Source organism: Aliikangiella coralliicola, from assembly GCF_007004725.1.
Lineage (GTDB): Bacteria > Pseudomonadota > Gammaproteobacteria > Enterobacterales > Kangiellaceae > Aliikangiella > Aliikangiella coralliicola.
The window spans coordinates 328,085-350,918 of the sequence record NZ_ML660161.1; the positions used below are offsets into that span (position 1 = coordinate 328,085).

A 22,834-nucleotide genomic window follows, 5' to 3' on the forward strand; every position below is an offset into this window, starting at 1 on the left:
TATTGGTTTTATTGAATGAAAGACATGGACGAGACATTGTGAGTGAAGCCTGCCTATTTAACAAGTCAAACGATGAAAATTACTTTGGTTGATTATTATATGGTAGTGCAATTATGTGCTGAACACTGGAGGAACATCTGAATGGTTAACCTGTATCATAAAATCTGGTTATGTCAGTCTAATTTATTGCGAATAACTTTGTTTATGTGAATGCGATAGACTAGAATTCAATCATCAAATCCTGGTAACTAATTCTTGAAATAATACCGCCAAACAAGACCATTATTAGAACATCTAATATCGATCACCTATTAATTAAGATAATTCTTACGGACCATTCATAAAAAACTTTACTATGACCAATTCAAATCAAATCGACTCAAATTCGACTGAGACCAATATGACTAATTCAAGTTCGACCGGCCAAAGCGAGAAAAAAAGACCCCTGTATATTCGTTATGCAGGTCCGGTGTTGCTGGAAACGCCTTTATTAAATAAAGGTAGTGCCTTTTCTGTTGAAGAAAAGCGTGCGTTCAACCTGGAAGGTTTGTTGCCTGCAACGATTGAAACCATCGAAGAGCAATCACAACGCGCTTACCAACAATATTCTCAGTTTAATAATGATCTCGACAAACACATTTACCTGAGAAATATTCAAGACACCAATGAAACGCTCTACTTCAAATTGATCAACGATCATCTTGAAGAAATGATGCCGATTATTTATACGCCGACCGTTGGTTTAGCCTGTCAGAAGTTTTCACAGATTTATCGCCGTAAGCGGGGACTTTTTATCTCCTATCCGGACCGCGACAGAATTGATGATATGCTGCAAAACGCCACCAAGCAAAATGTCAAAGTGATTGTGGTGACCGATAGTGAGAGGATTTTAGGTTTGGGTGATCAGGGGATCGGTGGCATGGGAATTCCGATTGGGAAACTGGCGCTTTACTCTGCGTGCGGCGGCATTAGCCCTGCCTATACTTTACCGGTGGTATTAGATGTCGGCACAAATAACCAGGAACTGCTAGATGACCCAATTTATATGGGGTGGCGACAGAAACGTATCTCTGGTGATGAGTATTTTGAGTTTGTTGATCAGTTTATCCAGGGAGTCAGAAGACGCTGGCCCAATGCACTAATTCAATTTGAGGATTTCGCGCAGGCTAACGCAACTCCATTGTTAAAAAAATACCAGGATCAACTTTGCTGCTTCAACGACGATATTCAGGGAACAGCCGCAGTTACTGTGGGGACATTGCTAGCAGCATGCCATGCTCAGGGAACCCAGTTGAAAGACCACCGAGTCGTATTTGTGGGAGCTGGCTCTGCCGGTTGTGGAATTGCAGAGCAGATAGTGGCGCATATGAAAGAAGACGGTATCAGCGAAGAACAAGCCATCAGTCAGGTCTACCTTACTAGTAGTAAGGGATTACTAACCGACGATATGCCACTACGTGATTTCCAGCAAAAATTTGCAAAAGCTAAAGCTGAAGTTGGCGGCTGGAGCAGTAATGTACAGAATATTAGCCTGCTTGATTTGGTGCGCGAAAGTAAGCCGACTATCTTGATCGGTGTATCTGGTGTGGCAGGATTGATGAGCGAAGAGGTCATTAAAACGATGTATGCTTCTTGCCCGAAGCCTATTGTTTTGCCGCTATCGAATCCTACTTCTAAAGTTGAAGCGCTACCGTCAGATGTTATTGAATGGACTGAGGGTAATGCTATTGTTGCAACAGGCAGCCCATTTGACCCGGTATCTTATCAAGATAAGTCTTATCCAATTGCTCAGTGCAATAATAGCTACATTTTCCCTGGCGTTGGTCTTGGCGTAATTGCCAGTGGCGCAACTCGTGTGACTGAAGAAATGTTTATGACCTCAAGTGACGCACTTGCCGCTTGTTCTCCGCTAGTTAAGGGAACTGGGGATACGTTATTGCCTGATTTGTGTGAAATTCGTGAGGTAAGTCGCTATATCGCGGTTCAGGTTGGATTAAAAGCTATGGAGCAGGGGGTTGCCACCAAAGTTGACCGAGAAGTGCTTGAGCGAGCTGTTGAGCAGAGTTTCTGGTTACCGGAATACCGTGACTATCGACGGACTTCTTTTTAGGCAGTTTTCAAATTTGGAATTAGTCGCTATGACTTATGCCTGAAGGATTTAGCTAAATCAATCGGGCATAAAAAAAGACGCTGTAAAGCGTCTTTTTTTTCAGTCCTATTTATTCGTTTGAGCAAATAGAGCTTATTTTGAGAGTGAACGTGCACCGAAACGCTTACGGAATCTGTCAACACGACCACCAGTATCAACCATTTTTTGCTTACCAGTGTAAAAAGGGTGGCAAGCTGAACAGACGTCCAGGTTGATGTCTTTGCATAAAGTTGAACCGACTTCAACTTTGTTACCACAACTGCAAGTTGCAGTGATGGTTTCGTAATTTGGATGAATATCTTGTTTCATGATTTTACTCAACTGTTTGTGCATCGCCATTTGAGCCCCTCACCAGCATTTAGTCTTCGCTAGCAACGTGGTCAAATACCATACACCATTTAATGGGACGGCGGATCTTACCGATCAAGTCCCTATAATGCAAGTGTTTCTCTTGTGGAGATCATGTCCTGTCTGTTGTTTGGCTAGCTTGAATGAGCGAAACAGAATTATCACCAACTCACCGCTTAGCCAAATAAAGTAGCAACTGGTTGGATGAGTTGCTGTTTTACTCTAGAATACCGAGTTATTGCAATCAACAATTAAAATAATGAATGTCTATTTTAACTCATCAACTTAGCAGCGCCGACGGCGTTCATTTCGACCTGTCGCTCACCAAAAAACCTGCTGAGCCGCGGCAGCCGATAGTATTGTGCCTGCCCGCAATGGGCGTTCCTGCGCGCAAGTACTCACTTCTGGCTGAAAGCCTTAACAATCAAGGTATTACTAGTGCTATTTTTGAGTGGCGAGGGATCGATACCAGTAGTGTAAGAGCTTCGCGCAAAGTTAATTTTGGTTATCGGGAGATATTAAGTCTGGATTTGCCGGTAGCGATAGATTTTATTCGGCAGCACTACCCACAAAACCCAATCTATTTGTTAGGGCATTCTCTTGGCGGTCAACTGGGATTGCTTTACATGAGCCTAAAGCCTGAAGAAATTAGCGGTCTGATTGGAATTGCATCAGGATTGCCATTTTATAAAGCGTGGGAATTTCCAACCAATTGGGGCTTGTGGTTTGTCTCAAAAGCGATGCGAGCGGTGGCTTTGAGTGTGGGATATTTTCCAGGACGAAAGCTCGGATTTGCCGGAAGAGAAGCACGTCAGTTGATCAGTGATTGGGAAAAATCAGTGGCAACCGGCCGATATTACGTTGAAGGTTGCTCCCATGACTTTGAAAGTCTTAGCGGCCGGCTGAATAAAAATGCCATGATGATTACCATTGATGATGACATCCTCGCGCCGCCTGCGTCGGCTAAAAATCTCGGAAAAAAATTGACTAATGGCCAAGTGACTTATCATCATCTGGAAGCAAAAGATTTTGAGAAAAATTCTCTTGGCCATTTCAATTGGATGAAAGAGCCGGAACCGATTATTAACCGAGTGATTGAATGGTTATCTTCTCAGCAAAATAAAAAATGAACCAAAAATTTTGTTGTTCGCCCTTGAATTATTTTCCACCACCACCATATAGAAATCAGCAGCAGCGAAACACTTGAACCGGTTTAAGATTTTGCTCAGAAAATTCAATGAGAAACAGACTGAATACTGAGGAGATTCATCATGACTATGATACGTTTTAATCCATTTAGAGAATTGGATTCCTGGTTTAATGCTTATAACCGTTCTTTGGCTAATCAAGGTAAAGAAAACCCTTTGTCAGCAGACTGGAAGCCAAGTGTTGATATTGTTGAAAGCGACAAAAGCTTTCTTATAAAAGCTGAACTTGCAGGCGTTCCAAAAGATGATATTCAAGTTCAAATCGATAAAAATATTTTGACAATAAGTGGAGAGCGTAAGTCTGAAATTACCGATGAAAAACATCATCGTGTTGAAACTTTTTACGGCAGTTTTTCAAGAAGCTTTTCATTGCCAGAAAATGTTAGCGAAGAAAGTATTAAGGCGGAAAGTAAAGATGGTATTTTGTACCTGACATTGCCTAAGCATGAGCCGAAAGAGAAACTCAAAAAAATTGAAATTCACTAACAAAAAGCCGGTAGTTATTACCGGCTTTTTTTATAATCACAAATCAAGTTTTTTTGTCAGACTGGTGAGATAAATAGGATCTGAACAAGTTGGGGGTGACTAGTTTGCCATCACCGTTCTGTCTTTTGCCCAGTCTCTTAACCCTTGAACTTTTTCGGCCATCACAACAGATAATGGTCGAGTCTGTTTTACCGCTTCAAGAATAGCGTCAGTGGAAAGTAATTTCTTTTCGGCGTATGCACGGTAAAGTGCTGATACCACCGCTTGCTCTATTTCAGATCCGGTAAAACCTTCGCTGGCCTTGGCCAATTCCGCTAACCTGATCTTGGCAGTATCCTGATCTCTTCGCTTAATATGGATCGCAAAAATTTCAATGCGAGACTCGAAGTCTGGTAAGTCGACAAAAAATATTTCGTCCAACCGTCCTTTTCGCATTAATTCAGGCGGCAGGCGAGAAATATCATTAGCCGTTGCGACAATAAACACCTGTTTTTGCTTTTCAGCCATCCAGGTGAGTAATGTTGCTAGTACGCGTTGCGAAGTGCCGCCATCGCTGTCGCCGCTGGAAACGCCTTTTTCAATTTCATCTAGCCATAAAACGCTGGGAGACATTAACTCCGCCATTTTAAGTGATTCACGCAGGTTTTTTTCGGTTTCGCCATGATATTTGTTGTAGAGTGCGCCGAAGTCCAGGCGAAGTAACGGCAATCCCCACATACCGGCGACTGACTTTGCCGCCAGGCTTTTTCCACCGCCTTGAACACCGACTAACATTAACCCTTTTGGTGGGTCTAATGGAATGTCTCTATCTAAAAACACATGCTCTCTATGCTGTAACCAACTCTTGAGGTTTTTTAACCCGCCGACTTCGCTAAATTTCGAGGTCTCATATTCAAAACTTAGTACGCCATCCATGTCCAGAAGCTCGAACTTGGCTTTATTAATGGCGGGAAGCTCTGCTTCAGTAATAGCGCCATCGCCAATCACATTGCGGATTAAAGTGCGTGCGTCTGCGTAAGTCATTCCGGTTAAGTTTCTTACCAGTTTTTTTAAAGTCGCATTGTCAGTTTTGACTTTTTGTCCCTGGTGAGCTTGCGACCACTTTTTCGCTTCTTGTCGAATTAATTGTTCTAACTGCTGTTCATTGGGTAACGACAATTGAAAACTGGCTGAATAGCGTTTTACCTCTGCCGGCAAATCAATGGAATGAGAAATAAAGACGATGTTGTGATTCACATTGGTATGATTTTGGGCAATTTCTTTGAGTAGCCTGACAATTTTAGGGGCATCTTCAAAGTGTGGGTGAAAATCACAGAGCGCAAAAATACACGAACGATTGGAAGCTTTTATCTGGGCCAGGGCTTCTAACGGGTCTTGCGTGTTTTCGATTTCAGCTAAATCGTGAGACAGGTCGGTACGTCTCATGCCATCCACATGGTCCCAGCCGAACAAAGGTTTATTGAGGAAATTAGCAATTTCACCCAGAAGGTTGAGTGCTCTTAATTCTTCGTGAGTTTCGATAGTAATTATCGGGTTCCCTGATTTGATTAACAGGTTTAAGTCATTAAAGTCAGTTTTACCGCTCATATCTCATTTACTTTAATTGTTAAATCGTTTCCATTTGGTTTTCGACAGTCAATTCTTTAAAATAGACTGTCTTTGTCGAATCGCGCTACTAAAAAGTATCGCTATTTGCCAATATCTGAGTTTGCAATGCCATTCTTTATGGTTACTGAGAAAGTGACCTATTGCAAAACCTAACTATTGTAATCTTATTTTTTCGAGTGTCTAGCCAATGCGCCATCTTAACTTAGCTGATAAAGTCATAATGCTTGCCGATAATGCGTTAAAAACGCTGGCAGGTGGTTACCAAACGACGCCCAGGGAAAAACCGGTCAGCCAATCAGATGCTGGTGAACTAACGACCGAAGACGCAAAACATTCTGCTGGATTGATGAGAATTAACCATTGTGGTGAAGTTTGTGCCCAGGCGCTTTACCAGGGGCAAGCATTAACAGCTCGGCTACCTGAAGTGCGCGAGAAAATGGAACAGGCGGCTGCTGAAGAAAATGATCATCTGGAATGGTGTGCCGGTCGACTTAAACAACTAGACAGCCACACCAGTTGGTTTAACCCGGTTTGGTATGCGGGCTCATTTGCAATCGGTGCAATTGCCGGCGCTGTCGGTGATAAATGGAGTTTAGGCTTTGTCGCAGAAACAGAGCATCAGGTAGTAAGACATCTGGATGACCATTTACAGAAACTGCCGAGTAATGATCACGAGAGTCGCGCCATTTTGATACAAATGCGCGAAGATGAATTAGAACATGCGACCGCAGCATTGGCGGCTGGCGGTGCCGAGTTACCAGGGCCAGTCAAAAAAATGATGGGTTTGATGTCAAAAGTGATGACATCAACAGTCTATTACGTTTAATTCTCGAGATGTAATGGTCGCAAATTACGCGTTATGTTGAAAATTTAACGGTAACCTTCAGCCCACTCGGCTCTAAGTTTTCTGCTGAGATTACGCCACCATTCAATGCAAATGAGCGTTTGGCAATAGATAGCCCTAGCCCGACACCACCACTATTTCGCGCTCTATCCAGATCAGGCCGATAAAAGGCGTCAAAAATTTTGTCGAGCTGTGCTTGGGGAACACCGGGACCATTATCACTGATGCTCAGCGTGATTGAATCGTTTTGTTGGTGAAGACTGCATTTTATAAGGCCATTGTCTCCTGCGTAGCGGATCGCGTTACGTAAGATATTTTCGATACCGCTAATGAGCGGATCTTTGACGCCGTGAAATTGACAGAGGGCTGGAATATCCACCTGAATTTCTGTGTTAGACTGCTCCGCTTCAAATCGGCCGTCTTCAATAACCGTTTGAAAAATCTGGCATAGATCGAAAGTCTCTTTTTCTGAGCTCATTTCTTGTGCTTCCAGCTTGGATAACGTCAGCAGGTTACTCAGCATATCGTTCATTCGATCACATTCTAATTTAATTCGGGAAAGGTTATCTTGGGTTGCGCTGGTTGCCTGGTTTTCCGCCATTCCTAGCGCGATTTTCAATCGAGCGAGCGGTGAGCGAAGTTCATGAGAAACATCGCTCAATAATTGTTTTTGTGAATCTAATGTGTGCGAAAGATGGTTCGCCAAATTGTCGAAATCAGTCGCTAATTCTCCAAACTCGTCTCGACGTCGCATTAGCTTTTCAAGATCTTCGCGGTTACTCAGATCATGGCGCATTTTTCGAGTGGTTTGCTGTAAACGACGGATTGGACCGGTGATCAACCAGGAAAGCAAAAAGCTAACGGGGAAGCTCAGAATAAAAATAGAGAAAAGTATGCTTTTGGCAATGTCGCGAAAGAAGCTCTCAACCAGGTGGCGGTTTATCAATGGTGCTCTTTGACGAGAGTAGAGCCAGTAGTTTTTCTCTTTGATCTGAATAAGACTGCCGCCAAAAAAGGCTTGTTTGCGTTGAAATGCAACTAATGGTTGTTTATGGCGACGAACGCGACTATGTAAGTCTGCTAATAATTCAGGATATGTTTTATTTGAAAATTCCTGACCTTGTTCGTCGAGTAGATAAATCTCCCATTGACGCTTCCTGGGGGAGCGGTTAATCCGTCTGAAACCATCAAACAAGTTTTGTGTTTTGTTAGTTATTTTTCGTAGTTCATTTTCTAAGGGTGGAGGTAACGGACGGTAATGAATTTTTCCACCGTTAATATAACCGACAAAAAGATTAATGGTGATGATAATGACCATACTGAGCCAAAACCATCCCAAAATTTTCCAGAAAAGTGAAATTCGAAACCGTTTTTTTGAAGCTGTATTTTTGCCGGCACCTGCGGTACTCACTGAATTGTTAGTGCTGGCCGAAGCTTGAGAAGGGTTACTATCGTCGCTGGTGACTGATTGATTCATTATGACTCTTTAACACTCATTATTGCTCAGGTTGTTGCTCGGACCAGATTAAGTACTGGTAACCGTTACCACGAATGGTTTTGATACGTGGTTTTCCTTTCGCAAAGTCACCGAGTTTTTTACGCACATTGCTTAAATGCATATCAATGCTGCGGTCGAATGGCTGCAGTTTTTTACCCAGGCAGGTTTCGCTTATTGTTTCCCTGGTAACCAGTTTACCTGCGTTTTCCATCAGTAGTTTGAGTAAATCAAATTCGGTTGAGGTTAGTTCAACGGCTTGACCATCTTTGGTGACCTGACGGTTGGCCTGGTCTAACGAAACATGATTAATAAGCTTATTTTCGCCGTTGTTGTTCGAGTTGACTTGATGCTGAGTTCTGCGGGTGACTGCGCGTATTCTTGCGACTAACTCCCGTGGATCACAGGGTTTGGCAACATAATCATCGGCCCCCATTTCCAGCCCGACAATCCGGTCAACTTTTTCTCCTCTCGCGGTTAGCATGATGACTGGAAGTTGCGAATCTTGGCGTATCTCAGTTAGCGTTTCGAAGCCATTTTTTTGCGGCATCATAACGTCTAAAATAAGAAGGTCATAGTTAATTTGATTAACCTGTTTTATCGCTTCAAGTCCGTTATGCACCGTGTCGACAAAAAAGCCTTCTTGAGATAAATAATCCTGGAGAAGCTGACATAGTTCAATATCATCGTCGACAATTAATAACTTAATCATGGTAAATCTAAACTCTCTGAAATATCTGCTTAGGAACGCTGCATTTACTTTAAGTTTAACATAGTTGAAATGATCCTGAGATTTCTGTTACCGGTCTTTACATAAACTTTACATTCTACTGACGCCACTTTGCATTGAAGCCGCTAAACTGGATGCCAGTGAGTTGATTTAATTCAATATGTTGAAGATTAATCATCGGTCTTGTCTGGTGAAATCCGCAAGATGCAAAATTCACTAATTGCTGCCGTTATCACAAAAGATCTCGGTTAATTTTGAAATATCGGTGTTAATGAGGAAATAACTATGTTTAATCGATTAGTGTCAAAGAATGTTTTAGTTAAAAAGTCTGCCGTTGTCGGTGCATTATTTGGTTTGTTAATGAGTGCGACGGCACAGGCACACCCAGAATTTGAGGGGGACGGTTTTGACGGTGATAATTTTAGAAGTAATGCAAGCAAAGAGAGAATGCACCGCCATGGTCCCGGCTTTGGCTTACGTGGACTTCGACATGCCTTTTCACACCTGGATTTGTCCGACGAGCAAAAGAGCGCATTAAAATCACTTAAGAACAGCAATAAAGAAACGATTCAGGCCGGTCGCGAAGCGATGCGTTCCTTGAAAAAGGAAATGAAAGCACTACTAATGGCTGAAACAATTGACGAAGCTGCGGTAAAGAGTTTAAGCACAACAATTGCGGCACAAAAAGCTGACCAATTAATTTTATTTGCAAATTTAAAGAAGCAGGCCATAGCGTTACTAACAGACGAACAAAAGGCGCAGCTGGATGAGATGAAAGCTAAGCGTCAGGAGCGCATGAGAGAGCGTTTTGGTTATCGCAGATAGTTGTCAATAACCTATTTGCAAAACGGTGTTGTCCCCGGCTATCTTGTCGTGGCTGAAAGGTGATTGACTGTTTATTTTCTGCCACCTAAGTCCGCTTTCAGTCGCGATAAGATATTAAATAATGTGCTTGCTAAGTTAGAGAATATTTTCTATTGGAATAATTGAATTCAACCCAATCCCTTGCTCTACCATTTGCTTAAAATCATCGGCCATTTTGTGACTTTCGTCTAACACTTTTTGCCAGTATTGAATTCTACTTTTTTCATCCATCTTTTCAAAGTCAGTGCGATCAGATATTTTCTGATACGGCAAAGATGCAACGTGTTGAGGTGATGGCGTGATAAGGACAACATTTTCGTAATTTTGATGACTGGCATTACGTTTTTTGAGTTTCTTATCAAACCAGCCTGGTTTGATTGATGGAAAAAAGTGTGGGTAGAGAACCAGTTTTTCGGTATTAAAGTTAAGATCGAGATGATAGTCAATAATTCCACCGTCACGGTAAACGCCGTCGGGCGCTCCCGGTATTTCGCCAACGCCTCTTAGCACGAGTGGTATCGCGCCGGATGCGATAAGCACTTGATGAATATTTTGGGTAGACAAATTAACGAAGTGCGTTGGCATATCGTCGAATTTGAAAAAGCTCTGGTCGAAATATTGATTGTGAGTGTGAAAGACATAGCGGTCAAAATATTGACTGATTTTACTGCGAGAAATCATGTTAGCTGCCGCTGCGCTTACTAGCCCAGACATTTGAATAAAGCGGTTCTCCGAACGATTGAGGCCTTTTGCTTTAGCGACGATAAAATGGCTTTGCACCAATTGGCTGTTGGCGATTTCTTCTTCGCCAGTTGTTCCTAAGACTTTATCGAGCATTTGAATAGCTTTACTACTGATTTCATCGGCGTCAGGTTTTGTGGAATAAGTTTCGTTGGAATAGTAATGGGCAAGGCGCTTAATCGCGCCTACTGGATCTTCCTGGGCGAAACAGGCTAGCCGCCAGGAACCGGCCGAGGAACCAATGGTGTGAATTGGTTCTTTTCGATTAGTGAAAAACTCACCAAATAAGTAACAATCCAGACCGAATAAAGTAAACCATTTAGGTCCACCTGAAGCGCCCGCGAGAACTTCAAATTGCTGCTGGCTTATGCCGTCGGACTGAATCTGTTTTAAAGCTTTTGATCCTGCGTAAACACTGATTGATGTTGACATAAAAAATTGGCACAAAAGTCGATTTGGATATAGCGCTTATTTAATCGGCTTTATGCCGAGTGAGCAAGCGCCATGATTAATGATCCCGAACTTAGATTAATTATATTAACCACAATTAAGGTTTTCTATTCGATTGATTTTACCTGAAACAAAGTTTTATCTTCGAGCCTTAAAGCCGTTAAATACTGCCCCCAAACACAACCTGTGTCCAGTGCATAAAGGCCGGTTTGTTGACACTTTCCTTCCAGAGATGCCCAGTGACCGAAAATGAGACTAAAGTTTTGTGACTCGTCATTTTGAGACCACCTTTTTGAAGAAAACCACGGCTGTAATTCCGAAGCTTGCTGACCTGGCGCTAGTTTGTTGGTGAGCTCAAGTGCGCCGTCAGCGTAGCAGAAGCGCATTCGGGTGAGGGCATTGGTAATGTATCTGAGTCGGTCAAGGCCTGTTAATTGCTCATCCCACTGATTGGGATGGTCGCCATACATTGCCTGAAAGAATGACTGAGACTCTGTTGACTGGATAAAATCGCTGACTTCTTGTGAATATGCCAGACATTGTTGTAACGACCAGCTAACCGGTATCCCAGCATGTACCATGGCAAAATTGAGCGATTTATCATAATGAAACAAGGGTTGTTGTTTTAACCAATCGGCTAACAGGTGACGATTCTCGCACGAAAGTATGTCGGTGAAAGTGTCTTTGCGGCGCGGTTGGTGGGCACCTGACTCCACCGCCAAAAAGTGTAAATCATGATTGCCGAGCACGCAGCGAATATTTTCTTTATAGCGATAAATAAACTCTAGTGTGGCGAGAGAATCTTTGCCACGGTTGATTAAGTCACCCGCAAGCCATAATGTATCGTCTTTGGGGTCAAAATTAATCCTGTTGAGAAGCTTTTGCAAAGTCTGGTAACATCCCTGAATGTCACCAATGGCATAAGTCGCCATAAATCTGAAAACCTGATAGATAAGTTCAAATTATAAGATTTGCTGAGTTTACCTCAATTTTATCGGTTGGCCTAAAAGCTTATTGAATTTATGTTGGCAAGCTGGGTTACCCAAAAACTAAAACGATACGAAATCATTGGATGAGTTATATGTTTGAGAATAACAGAAAAATTGCTGTAATTACTGGAGCAAGCTCGGGGTTTGGGCGAGCGAGTGTCATCAAGTTTGTGGCAAACGGCTGGAACGTCATCGCGCTAGCGCGTCGGGCTGAAAAGCTATCGGAATTGCAACAAGAAGTTGGCGAGCAATATTGTTATGTCAAACAGCTTGATGTTTGTGAGCAACAACAAATTGATGAATTTGCTCAATTTTTGGATCAGCAAGGTATTTCAATTGATCTATTAGTTAATAATGCAGGACTTGCTCTTGGTTTGGAATCTGCAGATAAAGCTTTGCACGACGATTGGCAAGTCATGGTCGATACCAATATTAAAGGTCTGATATTTATGACGCGGGCGTTGCTGCCGCAGATGGTTGAAAAGAAAAAAGGCCATATTATCAACCTCGGCTCAATTGCTGGTACATATGCTTATCCCGGCGGTAATACCTATGGCGCAAGTAAGGCGTTTGTTGCGCAATTTAGTTTGAATTTGCGAGCTGATCTTGCAGGCACTGGAATACGGGTAACCAATATCGAACCAGGATTAGCAGAAACTGAATTCTCGGTGGTGCGATTTCACGGTGATCAGGAAAAAGCAGATTCTATTTACCAGGGGCTAGAACCTTTATCGGCAGAAGATATCGCTGAAAGTATTTTCTGGAGTGCGAGTTTGCCATCCCATGTGAATATCAACCGAATTGAAATTATGCCGACTTGTCAGTCTTTTTCGCCATTAAATATTAGTCGGTAAGCGCTTGAGCAAGATGGTCAGTCGATGGTTGAAATTTGATCTTCGGAAAGTCGGTCATCGCAGGACCATTATTTTTTTGCTGTTGGCAGCATCTTTCGGTTTTACCCTCAATTTATTTCCTATCTTTCTTTTTGGCAAATTGACGCTAGTTTTCGGACCTGCGCTGAGTTTGCTTGTTGCTTTTAGTGTTGGTCCCTGGGCTGGCGCTCTGGTTGCGATGATTGTTTCCAGTGCGCTAATGGTCAGTTGGGGGCATGCGTATGGTTTTTTACTTTTTGTACCAGAAGCTTTTATAGCCGGTTGGCTATATCGTAGAGATTGGAACGAGTTTTCTGCAGTTTTCGTCTATTGGCTGGTTGTAGCTGTTCCTCTTGTAGTCGGATTAATCTTTGTTCGCGAGCAACCGGCGCTTGCCCTCGATCTGGTTGGTAAATATTTACTGAATAGTTTTTTATATGTGTTGATTGCCTCAGCAGGTATGTGGTTTTTTACCATCCCCCGTTGGCTAAACTTAAATTACCAACGACCTTACACTTTAAGGACTCAGATTTTCACCATACTGTTAGTTTCAATGATGCTACCAATTATGGTTTTTCTACTTTATAACGCCCATCACGAGCAAAAAAACCATTTACGTCAAGTTAACCAGCAGCTCAAAAATAATGCCGATCAAATTGCCCATCGGTTAGAAAATTTTCTTGAAACCAATACGTTGGCGATCAAAAAGCAAGCTGAGCTAATGAGCCTCAGGGTACTCCAGGAGCGAAATTCTTCAACTAAATTAGCCGATTTTCATCGCGAGACAACTGCATTTAGCACCATGTTGGTCGCTGATTCACAAGGTTCGATAAAAGCTTTCAGTCCAGTGACTGATCAGCCTGAAATCATGAATGCCAACATTATTGACCGTGACTATTTTCAAGCAGCAATTTCCGGAAAAACCTTTGTTTCTCCTGCATTTAAAGGGAGGGCCTATGGCGTTGCGCCGATAGTCGCCATTAGTGCGCCAATATACGCTGCCGCTGAAGATGGACAAAGTGGTAATCAAGTTGATGGTATTCTCGAGGGGTCACTCAATTTATATGAATTTAACTTATTAGTTGAAGAACAAGATATCAATGAGTTTTCAAAGCTTCAATTGACACCCAAAACCCTGGTATTAGACGGCGATAAAAAAGTTGTTTTTGTGACTTCAGGCTTTAAACTGGATTTTCTGCAAACGATTGACTGGATCGAAACCGCTTCATTCGACTTTCCCCAATTTTATAATACTTACTATACCGATTATGCACTGGTATCGCAGCGCTCTGACTTAAAAAATAATTGGTCGGTCATCACTGTTTATTCGGCTAATGACTTTACCGAAGTTGCCCGAGTACGCTATCGAAATCTGAGCGTGGTTTTAGTGATCGTGATATTAGTGATTGGTTTATTAGCTGCATTTCTTTCCAACCAGGTTAACGGCCCGATAAGTTGGTTATTGAATAGAACAGTTAATTTAAAAGTATCCGGTAAAGATGTATCCCCAGTCCCAATTTCTCCTTATGTTCCTGCAGAAATGGTTGCCCTGGTTAGAGCACATGAATCGGCAGAAAGGCGTTTGAGGATAGCCTATGAGACGGAAAAACTACATCATGAAAAACGCGTAGATGCAGAAAAAGCAAATGAAGCAAAATCGGATTTCCTGTCGTCAATGAGTCATGAGTTGCGCACACCGCTTAATGCAATATCTGGGTTTAGCCAGCTACTAAAACGAGATCTTTCGTTGACAGAAGAAACAAAAGAACTGGCCGACGAAATTTACATTGCTTCTCAACACTTAATGTTGTTGATTAGCGATATTCTCGATCTATCTAAAATAGAGTCGGGAGAGTTACAACTCAATCGGGAGCGGGTTGATATAGGTGAACTTCTTGAGCAGTCTTTGTTACTTGTGAAAAATCAGGCTCAATCACGTCAAATTCAAATTAATATAAAAAAGCCGGACAGGCCAATCATGGTGTTTGCTGACGGTTTGAAAGTGAAGCAAATTATTATCAATTTGGTCACCAACGCAGTGAAGTACAATTGCCCGCAGGGAATTGTTGATATCCAGTTACAACATACCGAAGATAACTATTGCTCAATGAAAGTGTCTGATTCCGGTGATGGTATTTCGCCGGAAAAAATTCAACAACTTTTTGAACCTTTTAACCGGCTTGACAAAGAAGGCAGTAATATTGATGGCTATGGTATTGGTCTGGCAGTGACGAAAAAGTTGGTTGAAATAATGGATGGGCAGATCACGGTTGAAAGTGAAACCGGTAAAGGTTCAAGTTTCTGTATTTCGCTTCCGTTATATTTTGAGAATGAAGCCAGTGAACAAGAGCTGGCGCCAAAATACTCAATGGATTTGCCGGATGAAATCGCGAATTGTCGTGTTCTTTATGTTGAAGATAATGATGTTAATGCGCTAGTCATGGCCAAAGCGATGCAACGATATCCACAGATTACCTACCAACGGGAAATTAATGGTGAGGCTGGGCTCTCTTGTTTACGACAGGATATATTTGATTTTGTGTTGTTAGATATTACGCTGCCCGATATGAGTGGTTACGATATTCTGTCAAAAATGCAACAGGATTTTTCTCACGCTTATCAATTTGTATTTGCGGTGAGCGCGAATGCGATGTCTGAAGATATTAGAAAAGGTTTAGCCGCCGGATTTGATGAATACGTGACTAAACCTGTTAAATTTGACCAGTTATTCGAATTAATTAAACATCATCAGAATTAATGGCTGATGAAAAGTTATCCTAGCGCTGTTTTTTGCGCTTCGATTAATTCCGAAATACCTTGTTGAGCGAGTGCCATCATCTCCCCCAGTTCTTGCTGACTAAATGTTGCGCCTTCGGCAGTACCTTGAAGTTCGATAATGCCTTTGTTTTCGTCCATGACAATATTCATATCGGTTTCTGCAGAAGAATCTTCGGCGTAATCAAGATCAAGTACAGGAGTGCCTTGATAAACGCCAACTGAAATTGCCGCAACCATATGTTTTAGTGGATTGGTTTTAACCATTTTCTTACGCAACATATGATTGAGTGCATCAACCAGTGCAACACAGGCGCCGGTGATAGAAGCTGTGCGAGTTCCGCCATCAGCTTGTAATACGTCACAATCTAAAGTAATAGTATGTTCACCCAGCAATTCAAGATCGACAGCTGCTCTAAGTGAGCGACCAATAAGGCGTTGTATTTCCTGAGTGCGCCCGCTTTGTTTACCCCGTGCCGCTTCACGATTGTTACGAGTGTGTGTGGCGCGAGGAAGCATGCCGTATTCCGCGGTAAGCCAGCCTTGATTTTTACCTTTCAGAAAACGCGGTACGCTATCTTCAACTGAGGCGGTACACAAAACACGGGTATCGCCAATTTCAACTAGCACTGAGCCTTCCGCGTGTTGGGTAAACTGGCGGGTAATTTGAATTGGCCGTAATTGATTACTTGTTCTGCCGCTGGGACGCATAGGTCTATCTCTCGATCATTAAGTTAGTCGCAGATTTTAACCAATTAAACTAAGATTTTGTATGATTTATCGAAATTAATCATCGCTCAGGTTACAATTTACTAGTTTGTAATTTCTAAAGCATCTTCAAAGTCTATAAAGGTACCAATATGATACTAAGCATGACCGCCTTTGCGCGCCAATCTGTGGAAAAATCCTGGGGGAATGGTACCTGGGAATTACGCTCGGTTAACAGTCGCTTTTTGGAAACTAACTTCAGATTGCCTGAATCGTTTCGATATCTCGAAGGTCAATTAAGGGAAAAGTTAAGAAAAAAATTAAAGCGGGGGAAAGTTGATTGCAATTTGAGAATTGATACTTCTTGTGCCGCTGAAGGAGAGTTTTCTATCAATCGTCAATTGGCGTCTGGATTATTAAAATCCCATGAAGAGCTGCAAAATTTTGCAGGCATTCAGCAGCAACCGGATCTTTCCCGATTAATGTTTTGGCCTGGGATCAACAAGTCGGCGGAAGTTGATAGCGACAAAATGGAAGCGGAGCTACTTGAGGGACTGGATCAGGCGATTGACCAGTTGATCAACATGCGCCGTCGTGAAGGGGAGAGTTTAACAGAAATTATTCAGCAACGATTATCGGGAATGGAAGAACAAGTTGTAATCGTCAGGCAAGAAATGCCTGCTTTATTACAAGCCCAGAGAGATAAAATTTTGGCCCGGTTCGAAGAAGTTCAATTGGAGTTTGATGAGCAGCGTTTAGAGCAAGAACTGGTTTTAATGGCACAGAAAGCAGACGTTGATGAAGAGTTGGATCGTCTGGATACTCATGTTAAAGAAGTCGCGAGACTTTTGAATAAAGGCGGCACTGTTGGGCGACGCCTGGACTTTTTGATGCAAGAACTCAATCGCGAAGCCAATACATTAGGTTCGAAATCAATTAGCGTGAAAACTACCAATGCTTCGGTAGAATTGAAGGTTTTGATTGAGCAGATGAGAGAGCAAATTCAGAATATCGAATAGCTCGTAAATTCTTTTGATTGAAGTGTTAGTTACGCGTATATTGTTGTTTCAGACAGGGTTAGTTTTGAGCGTTTCGATGTTAGTGTGTTGTTGATAAATCTGTTGTGATACACATTGATAATTTGAAGTTGCACGGATATAGAATATTGTTCTAGTTTTTAACAGAGCGATGATAGTTGTGTTGATTTTGTAGAGAATTGAGTAATTGATGAATCAAACCCAAACGAGTACAGGTACCCTGTTTGTTGTTTCGGCACCATCTGGGGCAGGTAAAACCAGTTTACTGAGAAAGTTGATGTCAGACTTTAGTCAGATTGAAACCGCTGTTTCGCACACCACTCGTGCGAAAAGAGATGGTGAGCGAGATGGCGTTGATTATCATTTTGTTTCTCCCGAAACCTTTAAGTCGCTTATTGAGCAAGACGAGTTTTTCGAGTATGCCGAAGTTTTTGGAAACTTTTATGGGACTGGAAAAGCGTCTATTAAGGAGCAACTCCAACAAGGGATTGATGTTATTCTGGAAATTGACTGGCAAGGCGCCCGCCAGATCCGACAGCAACAACCGGAAAGTCGCTCTATTTTCATATTGCCCCCATCAAAAGAAGCGCTGGAAGAAAGATTAGTTGGGCGTGGTCAGGACGATGATGCGGTTATCGCAAAGCGAATGCTGGCTGCGCAAGACGAAATGTCCCACTACTCAGAGTATGACTACCTGATCATTAATGATGATTTTGCCACGGCTTTGGATGAATTGAGGGCAATTTTGTTGGCAGAACGTCAAAATTTGTCACGTCAGCAACAAAAATACGCTCATTTGTTGAGCAATCTTTTGGAGTAGCGCATAATTTAGGGTAAACTATGCGACCTTTTTGCGCGCTAGCTGAAATTTAGGCAGAAAAAATGTCGTCCTGGTCTTTAGAAACGGGCAAAATAGTCGTTAATGCGCAGTTAAACTTTTAGAATTTTAAGTTAATCAGTTTTGGAGTAGCCAATGGCAAGAGTTACGGTTGAAGATGCAGTAGATGCAATAGGTAATCGATTTGATTTGATTATGGTCGCGTCAAAGCGAGCAAGACAATTGGCCACAGGTGGTAAAGACCCAATGGTTGATTGGGATAATGATAAACCAACCGTTGTTGCTTTACGGGAAATTGAAGAGAAATTGGTTAACGTTTCTAATGTTGATCGGTTAGGCGCTGCTCCAACTGAAGACGCAAACGAAATTATCGAAGACTAATCAATCAGTTTTCCTCGAGGTGTTTGGTGTATCTTTTTAGCGGTCTTAAACAACAGCTTCAGAGCTATCTAGAACCATCTCAAGTTAAGGAAATCGAGGAGTCTTACGTATTTGCCCGTGACGCACATGACGGGCAACTTCGCTCCAGCGGTGATCCCTACATTACTCATCCTGTCGCTGTAACCAAAATTCTGGCGTCCCTCCATCTTGATCAACAAACTTTAATGGCAGCGTTATTACACGATGTTATTGAAGATTGTGAAGTCACCCGTGATGAATTAGCGGAAAAATTTGGCGATAGGGTTGCCGAGTTAGTTGAAGGTGTCAGTAAGCTAACTCAGATTAAGTTTCGTTCCCGCGAAGAAGCTCAAGCGGAAAACTTCCGCAAGATGATGATGGCGATGGTTGAGGACTTACGGGTTGTTCTCATTAAGCTAGCTGATCGCCTACATAATATGCGCACCCTGGGATCATTAAGACCTGATAAACAGCGCCGAATTGCCCAGGAAACTATCGAGATCTACGCGCCAATTGCTAATCGTCTGGGTATGTATGCTATTCGAATGGAACTTGAAGAGCTTGGTTTTGCAGCCAAATATCCGATGCGATGCCGAGTTGTTAGAGATTCGGTAAAAAAAGCGCGTGGCAATCGCAAAGAAATTATCAGCAGTATTTGTGACAATATTCAAAACCGTCTTGACTCGGAACATATCGATGCGGAAGTCAGCGGTAGAGAAAAGTCCCCGTTTAGTATCTATCAGAAGATGCTTGAGAAAGTTGGGGAAAAAGTGCGTGTTTTTAATGACATCATGGATGTATACGGGTTTCGGGTTATTACCGATACCGAAGATAATTGCTACCGCATTTTAGGGCAATTACACAACCTGTACCGTCCTGTACCTGGACGATTCAAAGACTATATTGCCATTCCTAAAACCAACGGATACCAATCATTACACACCACTTTACGCGGACCTCATGGTTTACATATTGAAGTCCAGGTGAGGACAACTGTTATGGATCAGATGGCGGAGAATGGTGTTGCTGCTCACTGGTTGTATAAAAGTGGCAATAACATTAACCGGGCCGAAATCCGGGCTCGTGAGTGGATGCGTAATTTACTTGAGTTACAAAAAAATACCGGTGACTCACTAGAATTTATTGAGAGTGTTAAAGTCGATCTTTTCCCCGACGAAGTTTACCTGTTTACGCCCAACGGTAATATTATCGAATTGCCTAAAGGCGCTACACCGGTCGACTTTGCCTATGCTATCCACACCGATGTCGGTAATAGCTGTATTGCCTGTAAAGTTGATGGAAAAATATCAGCACTTTCTAGCGAACTTAGTAACGGACAAACCGTTGAAATTATCACTGCGCCGGGCGCAAAACCCAATCCAGGTTGGCTGAGTTTTGTCACTACCAGTAAAGCAAGAACCAACATTCGACACTTTATTAAAAATCTCAGACGAGACGATGCAATAAATCTTGGCCGAAGATTGCTCGAAAAAGCTCTGGGTGTAAGTCTTGATACCATTGATCAATCAATTATTAAGCGAGTAACGACAGAAATTAGACATACTAATTTTGACGACATTCTGGCTGAGATTGGCTTAGGACAAACTGCCAGCGTAATCATTGCCCACCGCCTGGATCCGAAAGTTGAGACGGCAGAAAAGAAACATGAAGACTCTGATCGCCCGTTAGCAATAAAGGGAACTGAAGGGATGATGATCGAGTATGCGAAATGTTGTCATCCGATTCCTGGCGATCCAATTGTTGGAACTGTTAGTAATAGCGGTGGTTTTATTCTTCATCGACAAGACTGCAACAATGTCGCGAATCACCGTGATCAGCTTGATAAATTTGTTCCTGTTCAATGGGAAAAAGATATTGTTGGTGAGTTTCGTGTTGAGCTTCGTGTTGAAGTGGTTAACCAACATGGTGTGCTGGCAAAAGTGACCAGCCTGATAGCCGACGACGGGGTTAATATTGCCAATATCGAAATCGATCCCAGAGACGGTACCACGAACCTGTTAAGTTTCTTAATTGATGTAAAACATCGATTGCATTTAGCCAATCTTATCCGAAAAATTCGTTTATACGATTTTGTGATTAAGGTATCGCGTCATCGTTAATTGTCGGCTATTCTTCATTATTCCGGTCTTATTTATCAACAAGGAAAAATTATGACTCGTCAAATTATTAGCACCGAAAATGCACCAGCTGCTATCGGTACCTATTCTCAGGCGGTTAAATCTGGTAACACTGTTTATTTATCAGGACAAATTCCGCTGGTTCCTGAAACCATGGAGTTTGTTAGTGATGATGTTAAAGAACAAATTCATCAGGTTTTTAAGAATTTGCAAGCTGTTGCTCACGCGGCAGGTGGTTCTTTGAATGAGTTTGTTAAATTAAATATTTTTCTGATTGATCTTAGCTGTTTTCCTATCGTCAACGAAGTCATGGCTGAGTATTTTGACGCACCTTATCCTGCGCGAGCTGCTATTGGTGTTAAAGAATTGCCAAAAGGCGCGCAAGTGGAAATGGATGGTGTTATGGAATTAAACAGCTAGTCTGATTGAAGCTGACGGTTGAACTCGATAGTTTCTAAGGGATATTGAGTGACGCTTTAGAATATTAAATCCCAGTGTTTATATTGATTGAGTATTAATGAGTTCTCGTAATCAGAAAATTGTTGAGCTTTTAAAAAGGCGCCAGAAAGATCTCACTGTCTTTATGGATGAAGTCCATAAGCCACACAATCTTGCTGCAATTGTGCGTACCTGTGATGCAGTCGGTATCGGTGATGTACATGCAGTTTATCCCGAGGGAATGGTCAAAGCTTGCCATGGTACTTCAATGGGAAGTAACCGATGGGTGACTACACATACTCATCCTGATTTAGAGTCAGGGATTAAAGTTCTAAAATCTCAAGGGATGAAAGTTCTCGCTGCACATTTCTCAGAGAGAGCCGTTGACTTTCGAAGTATTGATTATACCCAGCCGACAGCAATTCTAGTTGGATCTGAAAAGTATGGTGTCAGTGAAAAAGCAGCTGAATTAGCTGACGAACATATTTTGATTCCCATGTTAGGAATGGTTCAGTCACTGAATGTTTCTGTTGCTTCTGCGTTGATACTTTATGAAGCTCAGCGCCAAAGAGAATTAGCCAATCTTTATCAATCTCAGCAAATTGACCAGGAAGTTTTTGACCGATTGCGTTTTGAATGGTTGCACCCTCAGGTAAAAGCATTTTGCAACAAGCATCAAATTCGTTACCCGATGTTAGATGAAAATGGGGATATTCAGGACGAACAATGGCATCAGCTTCGACAGTCGATTGTCAGTTAACAGCGTTCAATCAGCACTCAGATTTGCCGATTGTTGATTTACGTTCGGAAGCTGATTTCGTTAAAGCGCATATCAAAAATAGTAGCCACTTTCCGGCTGCAGAAATCGCGACAAGATTACATGAATTGCCTAAGCGCAATCATCCGATAAGGCTTTGTGGTAGTGCCGAGCAATTGCGGCTGGCAGAGAATTTGCTAGAAAAAAAAGGTTTTCAGGTTGCTGCTAAGCTGGAATGGAATACGATAATTACAGCAAGGCTACAAAAACTCGATTTACTGGTACAAGGAATACAGTCGAAAAGACTATGGTCGCCGGCTCCAATTGTTGAAAGGTTTCATCGTCAATTTTTAGAGACAGATTTTTTGAAGCCTCCTTTGATAAAAAGTGCATTAGATATTGGCTGCGGCTCTGGGCGTGATTCTGTTTATCTGGCGCAACAAGGCTGGCAGGTTAATTCCATAGATTATTTACCCGGTGCTCTAGATAAGCTAGCAGATTTAGCAAAAAATAATCATGTAAACGTCAATGGAATGATGATTGATCTTCAAGATTCATCCAATCCTCTCGACGAAATCCAGCAACAATTTGACCTGATTTTAGTTGTACGATATTTGCATCGACCTCTACTACCACAGATCAAGCAAAAAATTAAGCGAGGTGGTTATGTGGTTTACCAAACTTTTATGCAAGGTTGTGAAGCCTTTGGTAAGCCAAAAAATCCAAAATTTTTGCTAAAACCCGGTGAATTAGCGCAAATATTTAGTGATTTCGAAATTCTACTGGATGAAGTTGAATATTTGGAAGATGGCCGCCCAACCAATGTGTTCATTGCAAAAAACAGGTAGAACAGCTTTCCTGGTTTGTTAGTGCTCAATTCCGGTATTGAATTTTACAGCTTTTTTAAATTGAGTGATTCGTTCTATAGAAAAGTCTTTTTAGACTATAGTAATGTTGGTT

At 42.1% G+C, this 22,834-nt stretch carries 21 protein-coding genes; 14 read left to right on the top strand and 7 right to left on the bottom strand.

Features of this window, described 5'->3' with window-relative positions; translation table 11 throughout:
• The first annotated feature begins 400 nt into the window (after window positions 1–400).
• The gene (locus tag FLL46_RS04370) at window positions 401–2,110 is read left to right on the top strand and encodes an NAD-dependent malic enzyme (protein WP_142892239.1); all 1,710 of its coding nucleotides are present in this window, start codon (window positions 401–403) and stop codon (window positions 2,108–2,110) included.
• 132 nt (window positions 2,111–2,242) lie between these two features.
• On the opposite strand, the gene rpmE is transcribed toward FLL46_RS04370, so the two are convergent.
• The gene (gene rpmE, locus FLL46_RS04375; RefSeq protein ID WP_142892577.1) at window positions 2,243–2,458 is read right to left on the bottom strand and encodes a 50S ribosomal protein L31; all 216 of its coding nucleotides are present in this window, start codon (window positions 2,456–2,458) and stop codon (window positions 2,243–2,245) included.
• Window positions 2,459–2,760: 302 nt separating this feature from the next.
• Between rpmE and FLL46_RS04380 the strand changes: the two genes are divergently transcribed.
• Both FLL46_RS04380 and FLL46_RS04385 read left to right on the top strand, forming a co-directional pair.
• Window positions 2,761–3,627 (top strand): alpha/beta hydrolase family protein, encoded by an 867-nt coding sequence (locus FLL46_RS04380; protein ID WP_142892241.1) that lies wholly within the window; start codon window positions 2,761–2,763, stop codon window positions 3,625–3,627.
• 141 nt (window positions 3,628–3,768) lie between these two features.
• Window positions 3,769–4,191: an Hsp20/alpha crystallin family protein gene (locus tag FLL46_RS04385; protein WP_142892242.1), complete on the top strand. Its 423-nt coding sequence runs from the start codon at window positions 3,769–3,771 to the stop codon at window positions 4,189–4,191.
• A 99-nt stretch (window positions 4,192–4,290) separates the two neighbouring features.
• Here FLL46_RS04385 and FLL46_RS04390 read toward each other — a convergent pair whose 3' ends face one another.
• Window positions 4,291–5,778, bottom strand: coding sequence for an AAA family ATPase (locus FLL46_RS04390; protein ID WP_142892244.1), 1,488 nt, complete (start codon window positions 5,776–5,778; stop codon window positions 4,291–4,293).
• 208 nt (window positions 5,779–5,986) lie between these two features.
• On the opposite strand from FLL46_RS04390, the gene coq7 reads away from it, so the two are divergent.
• Window positions 5,987–6,625, top strand: coding sequence for a 2-polyprenyl-3-methyl-6-methoxy-1,4-benzoquinone monooxygenase (coq7, locus tag FLL46_RS04395; protein WP_142892246.1), 639 nt, complete (start codon window positions 5,987–5,989; stop codon window positions 6,623–6,625).
• A 31-nt stretch (window positions 6,626–6,656) separates the two neighbouring features.
• Here coq7 and FLL46_RS04400 read toward each other — a convergent pair whose 3' ends face one another.
• Together FLL46_RS04400 and FLL46_RS04405 are read right to left on the bottom strand one after the other, a co-directional pair.
• On the bottom strand, window positions 6,657–8,120 hold the full coding sequence (locus tag FLL46_RS04400) for a sensor histidine kinase (RefSeq protein ID WP_142892247.1): 1,464 nt from the start codon (window positions 8,118–8,120) through the stop codon (window positions 6,657–6,659).
• A 19-nt stretch (window positions 8,121–8,139) separates the two neighbouring features.
• Window positions 8,140–8,850, bottom strand: coding sequence for a response regulator transcription factor (locus FLL46_RS04405; RefSeq protein ID WP_142892248.1), 711 nt, complete (start codon window positions 8,848–8,850; stop codon window positions 8,140–8,142).
• Window positions 8,851–9,153: 303 nt separating this feature from the next.
• Between FLL46_RS04405 and FLL46_RS04410 the strand changes: the two genes are divergently transcribed.
• Window positions 9,154–9,693 carry a Spy/CpxP family protein refolding chaperone gene (locus FLL46_RS04410; protein ID WP_142892250.1) on the top strand — a complete coding sequence of 180 codons (540 nt, stop codon included), beginning with the start codon at window positions 9,154–9,156 and terminating at the stop codon, window positions 9,691–9,693.
• Between the two features lie 135 nt (window positions 9,694–9,828).
• On the opposite strand, the gene FLL46_RS04415 is transcribed toward FLL46_RS04410, so the two are convergent.
• Entirely contained in the window at window positions 9,829–10,905 is a 1,077-nt protein-coding gene (locus FLL46_RS04415) for a patatin-like phospholipase family protein (RefSeq protein ID WP_142892251.1), read from the bottom strand.
• Window positions 10,906–11,030: 125 nt separating this feature from the next.
• Window positions 11,031–11,855, bottom strand: coding sequence for a symmetrical bis(5'-nucleosyl)-tetraphosphatase (locus FLL46_RS04420; protein ID WP_142892253.1), 825 nt, complete (start codon window positions 11,853–11,855; stop codon window positions 11,031–11,033).
• Window positions 11,856–12,004: 149 nt separating this feature from the next.
• Between FLL46_RS04420 and FLL46_RS04425 the strand changes: the two genes are divergently transcribed.
• Together FLL46_RS04425 and FLL46_RS04430 are read left to right on the top strand one after the other, a co-directional pair.
• Complete coding sequence (locus tag FLL46_RS04425) at window positions 12,005–12,766, top strand: SDR family NAD(P)-dependent oxidoreductase (RefSeq protein WP_246119262.1); 762 nt, start codon at window positions 12,005–12,007, stop codon at window positions 12,764–12,766.
• 13 nt (window positions 12,767–12,779) lie between these two features.
• Entirely contained in the window at window positions 12,780–15,542 is a 2,763-nt protein-coding gene (locus FLL46_RS04430; protein WP_246119274.1) for an ATP-binding protein, read from the top strand.
• Window positions 15,543–15,556: 14 nt separating this feature from the next.
• Here the strand turns inward: FLL46_RS04430 and rph are convergent, their stop codons facing one another.
• Window positions 15,557–16,270, bottom strand: a complete 714-nt coding sequence (gene rph, locus FLL46_RS04435) for a ribonuclease PH (protein ID WP_142892258.1) — start codon at window positions 16,268–16,270, stop codon at window positions 15,557–15,559.
• A gap of 149 nt (window positions 16,271–16,419) precedes the next feature.
• On the opposite strand from rph, the gene FLL46_RS04440 reads away from it, so the two are divergent.
• The 7 genes from FLL46_RS04440 (at window position 16,420) to FLL46_RS04470 (ending at window position 22,722) form a co-directional block, all read left to right on the top strand.
• On the top strand, window positions 16,420–17,286 hold the full coding sequence (locus FLL46_RS04440) for a YicC/YloC family endoribonuclease (RefSeq protein ID WP_142892259.1): 867 nt from the start codon (window positions 16,420–16,422) through the stop codon (window positions 17,284–17,286).
• Between the two features lie 208 nt (window positions 17,287–17,494).
• Entirely contained in the window at window positions 17,495–18,124 is a 630-nt protein-coding gene (gmk, locus tag FLL46_RS04445; protein WP_142892261.1) for a guanylate kinase, read from the top strand.
• Window positions 18,125–18,277: 153 nt separating this feature from the next.
• On the top strand, window positions 18,278–18,523 hold the full coding sequence (rpoZ, locus tag FLL46_RS04450) for a DNA-directed RNA polymerase subunit omega (protein WP_142892263.1): 246 nt from the start codon (window positions 18,278–18,280) through the stop codon (window positions 18,521–18,523).
• A 26-nt stretch (window positions 18,524–18,549) separates the two neighbouring features.
• A complete protein-coding gene (gene spoT, locus FLL46_RS04455; protein WP_142892265.1) occupies window positions 18,550–20,661 on the top strand; it encodes a bifunctional GTP diphosphokinase/guanosine-3',5'-bis pyrophosphate 3'-pyrophosphohydrolase in 2,112 nt (703 codons plus the stop codon).
• A gap of 51 nt (window positions 20,662–20,712) precedes the next feature.
• Window positions 20,713–21,099: a RidA family protein gene (locus FLL46_RS04460; protein ID WP_142892267.1), complete on the top strand. Its 387-nt coding sequence runs from the start codon at window positions 20,713–20,715 to the stop codon at window positions 21,097–21,099.
• Window positions 21,100–21,196: 97 nt separating this feature from the next.
• Entirely contained in the window at window positions 21,197–21,877 is a 681-nt protein-coding gene (gene trmH, locus FLL46_RS04465) for a tRNA (guanosine(18)-2'-O)-methyltransferase TrmH (RefSeq protein ID WP_142892268.1), read from the top strand.
• Window positions 21,844–22,722, top strand: a complete 879-nt coding sequence (locus FLL46_RS04470; protein ID WP_142892269.1) for a methyltransferase domain-containing protein — start codon at window positions 21,844–21,846, stop codon at window positions 22,720–22,722. The genes trmH and FLL46_RS04470 overlap by 34 nt, the downstream gene beginning before the upstream one ends.
• The last annotated feature ends 112 nt before the right edge of the window (window positions 22,723–22,834 follow it).

Coding starts and splice junctions, on each gene's coding strand:
- FLL46_RS04370 (WP_142892239.1), top strand. CDS start 401: ATGACTAATTCAAGTTCGACCGGCCAAAGCGAGAAAAAAAGACCCCTG.
- rpmE (WP_142892577.1), bottom strand. CDS start 2,458: ATGAAACAAGATATTCATCCAAATTACGAAACCATCACTGCAACTTGC.
- FLL46_RS04380 (WP_142892241.1), top strand. CDS start 2,761: ATGTCTATTTTAACTCATCAACTTAGCAGCGCCGACGGCGTTCATTTC.
- FLL46_RS04385 (WP_142892242.1), top strand. CDS start 3,769: ATGACTATGATACGTTTTAATCCATTTAGAGAATTGGATTCCTGGTTT.
- FLL46_RS04390 (WP_142892244.1), bottom strand. CDS start 5,778: ATGAGCGGTAAAACTGACTTTAATGACTTAAACCTGTTAATCAAATCA.
- coq7 (WP_142892246.1), top strand. CDS start 5,987: ATGCGCCATCTTAACTTAGCTGATAAAGTCATAATGCTTGCCGATAAT.
- FLL46_RS04400 (WP_142892247.1), bottom strand. CDS start 8,120: ATGAATCAATCAGTCACCAGCGACGATAGTAACCCTTCTCAAGCTTCG.
- FLL46_RS04405 (WP_142892248.1), bottom strand. CDS start 8,850: ATGATTAAGTTATTAATTGTCGACGATGATATTGAACTATGTCAGCTT.
- FLL46_RS04410 (WP_142892250.1), top strand. CDS start 9,154: ATGTTTAATCGATTAGTGTCAAAGAATGTTTTAGTTAAAAAGTCTGCC.
- FLL46_RS04415 (WP_142892251.1), bottom strand. CDS start 10,905: ATGTCAACATCAATCAGTGTTTACGCAGGATCAAAAGCTTTAAAACAG.
- FLL46_RS04420 (WP_142892253.1), bottom strand. CDS start 11,855: ATGGCGACTTATGCCATTGGTGACATTCAGGGATGTTACCAGACTTTG.
- FLL46_RS04425 (WP_246119262.1), top strand. CDS start 12,005: ATGTTTGAGAATAACAGAAAAATTGCTGTAATTACTGGAGCAAGCTCG.
- FLL46_RS04430 (WP_246119274.1), top strand. CDS start 12,780: ATGGTCAGTCGATGGTTGAAATTTGATCTTCGGAAAGTCGGTCATCGC.
- rph (WP_142892258.1), bottom strand. CDS start 16,270: ATGCGTCCCAGCGGCAGAACAAGTAATCAATTACGGCCAATTCAAATT.
- FLL46_RS04440 (WP_142892259.1), top strand. CDS start 16,420: ATGATACTAAGCATGACCGCCTTTGCGCGCCAATCTGTGGAAAAATCC.
- gmk (WP_142892261.1), top strand. CDS start 17,495: ATGAATCAAACCCAAACGAGTACAGGTACCCTGTTTGTTGTTTCGGCA.
- rpoZ (WP_142892263.1), top strand. CDS start 18,278: ATGGCAAGAGTTACGGTTGAAGATGCAGTAGATGCAATAGGTAATCGA.
- FLL46_RS04460 (WP_142892267.1), top strand. CDS start 20,713: ATGACTCGTCAAATTATTAGCACCGAAAATGCACCAGCTGCTATCGGT.
- trmH (WP_142892268.1), top strand. CDS start 21,197: ATGAGTTCTCGTAATCAGAAAATTGTTGAGCTTTTAAAAAGGCGCCAG.
- FLL46_RS04470 (WP_142892269.1), top strand. CDS start 21,844: ATGGCATCAGCTTCGACAGTCGATTGTCAGTTAACAGCGTTCAATCAG.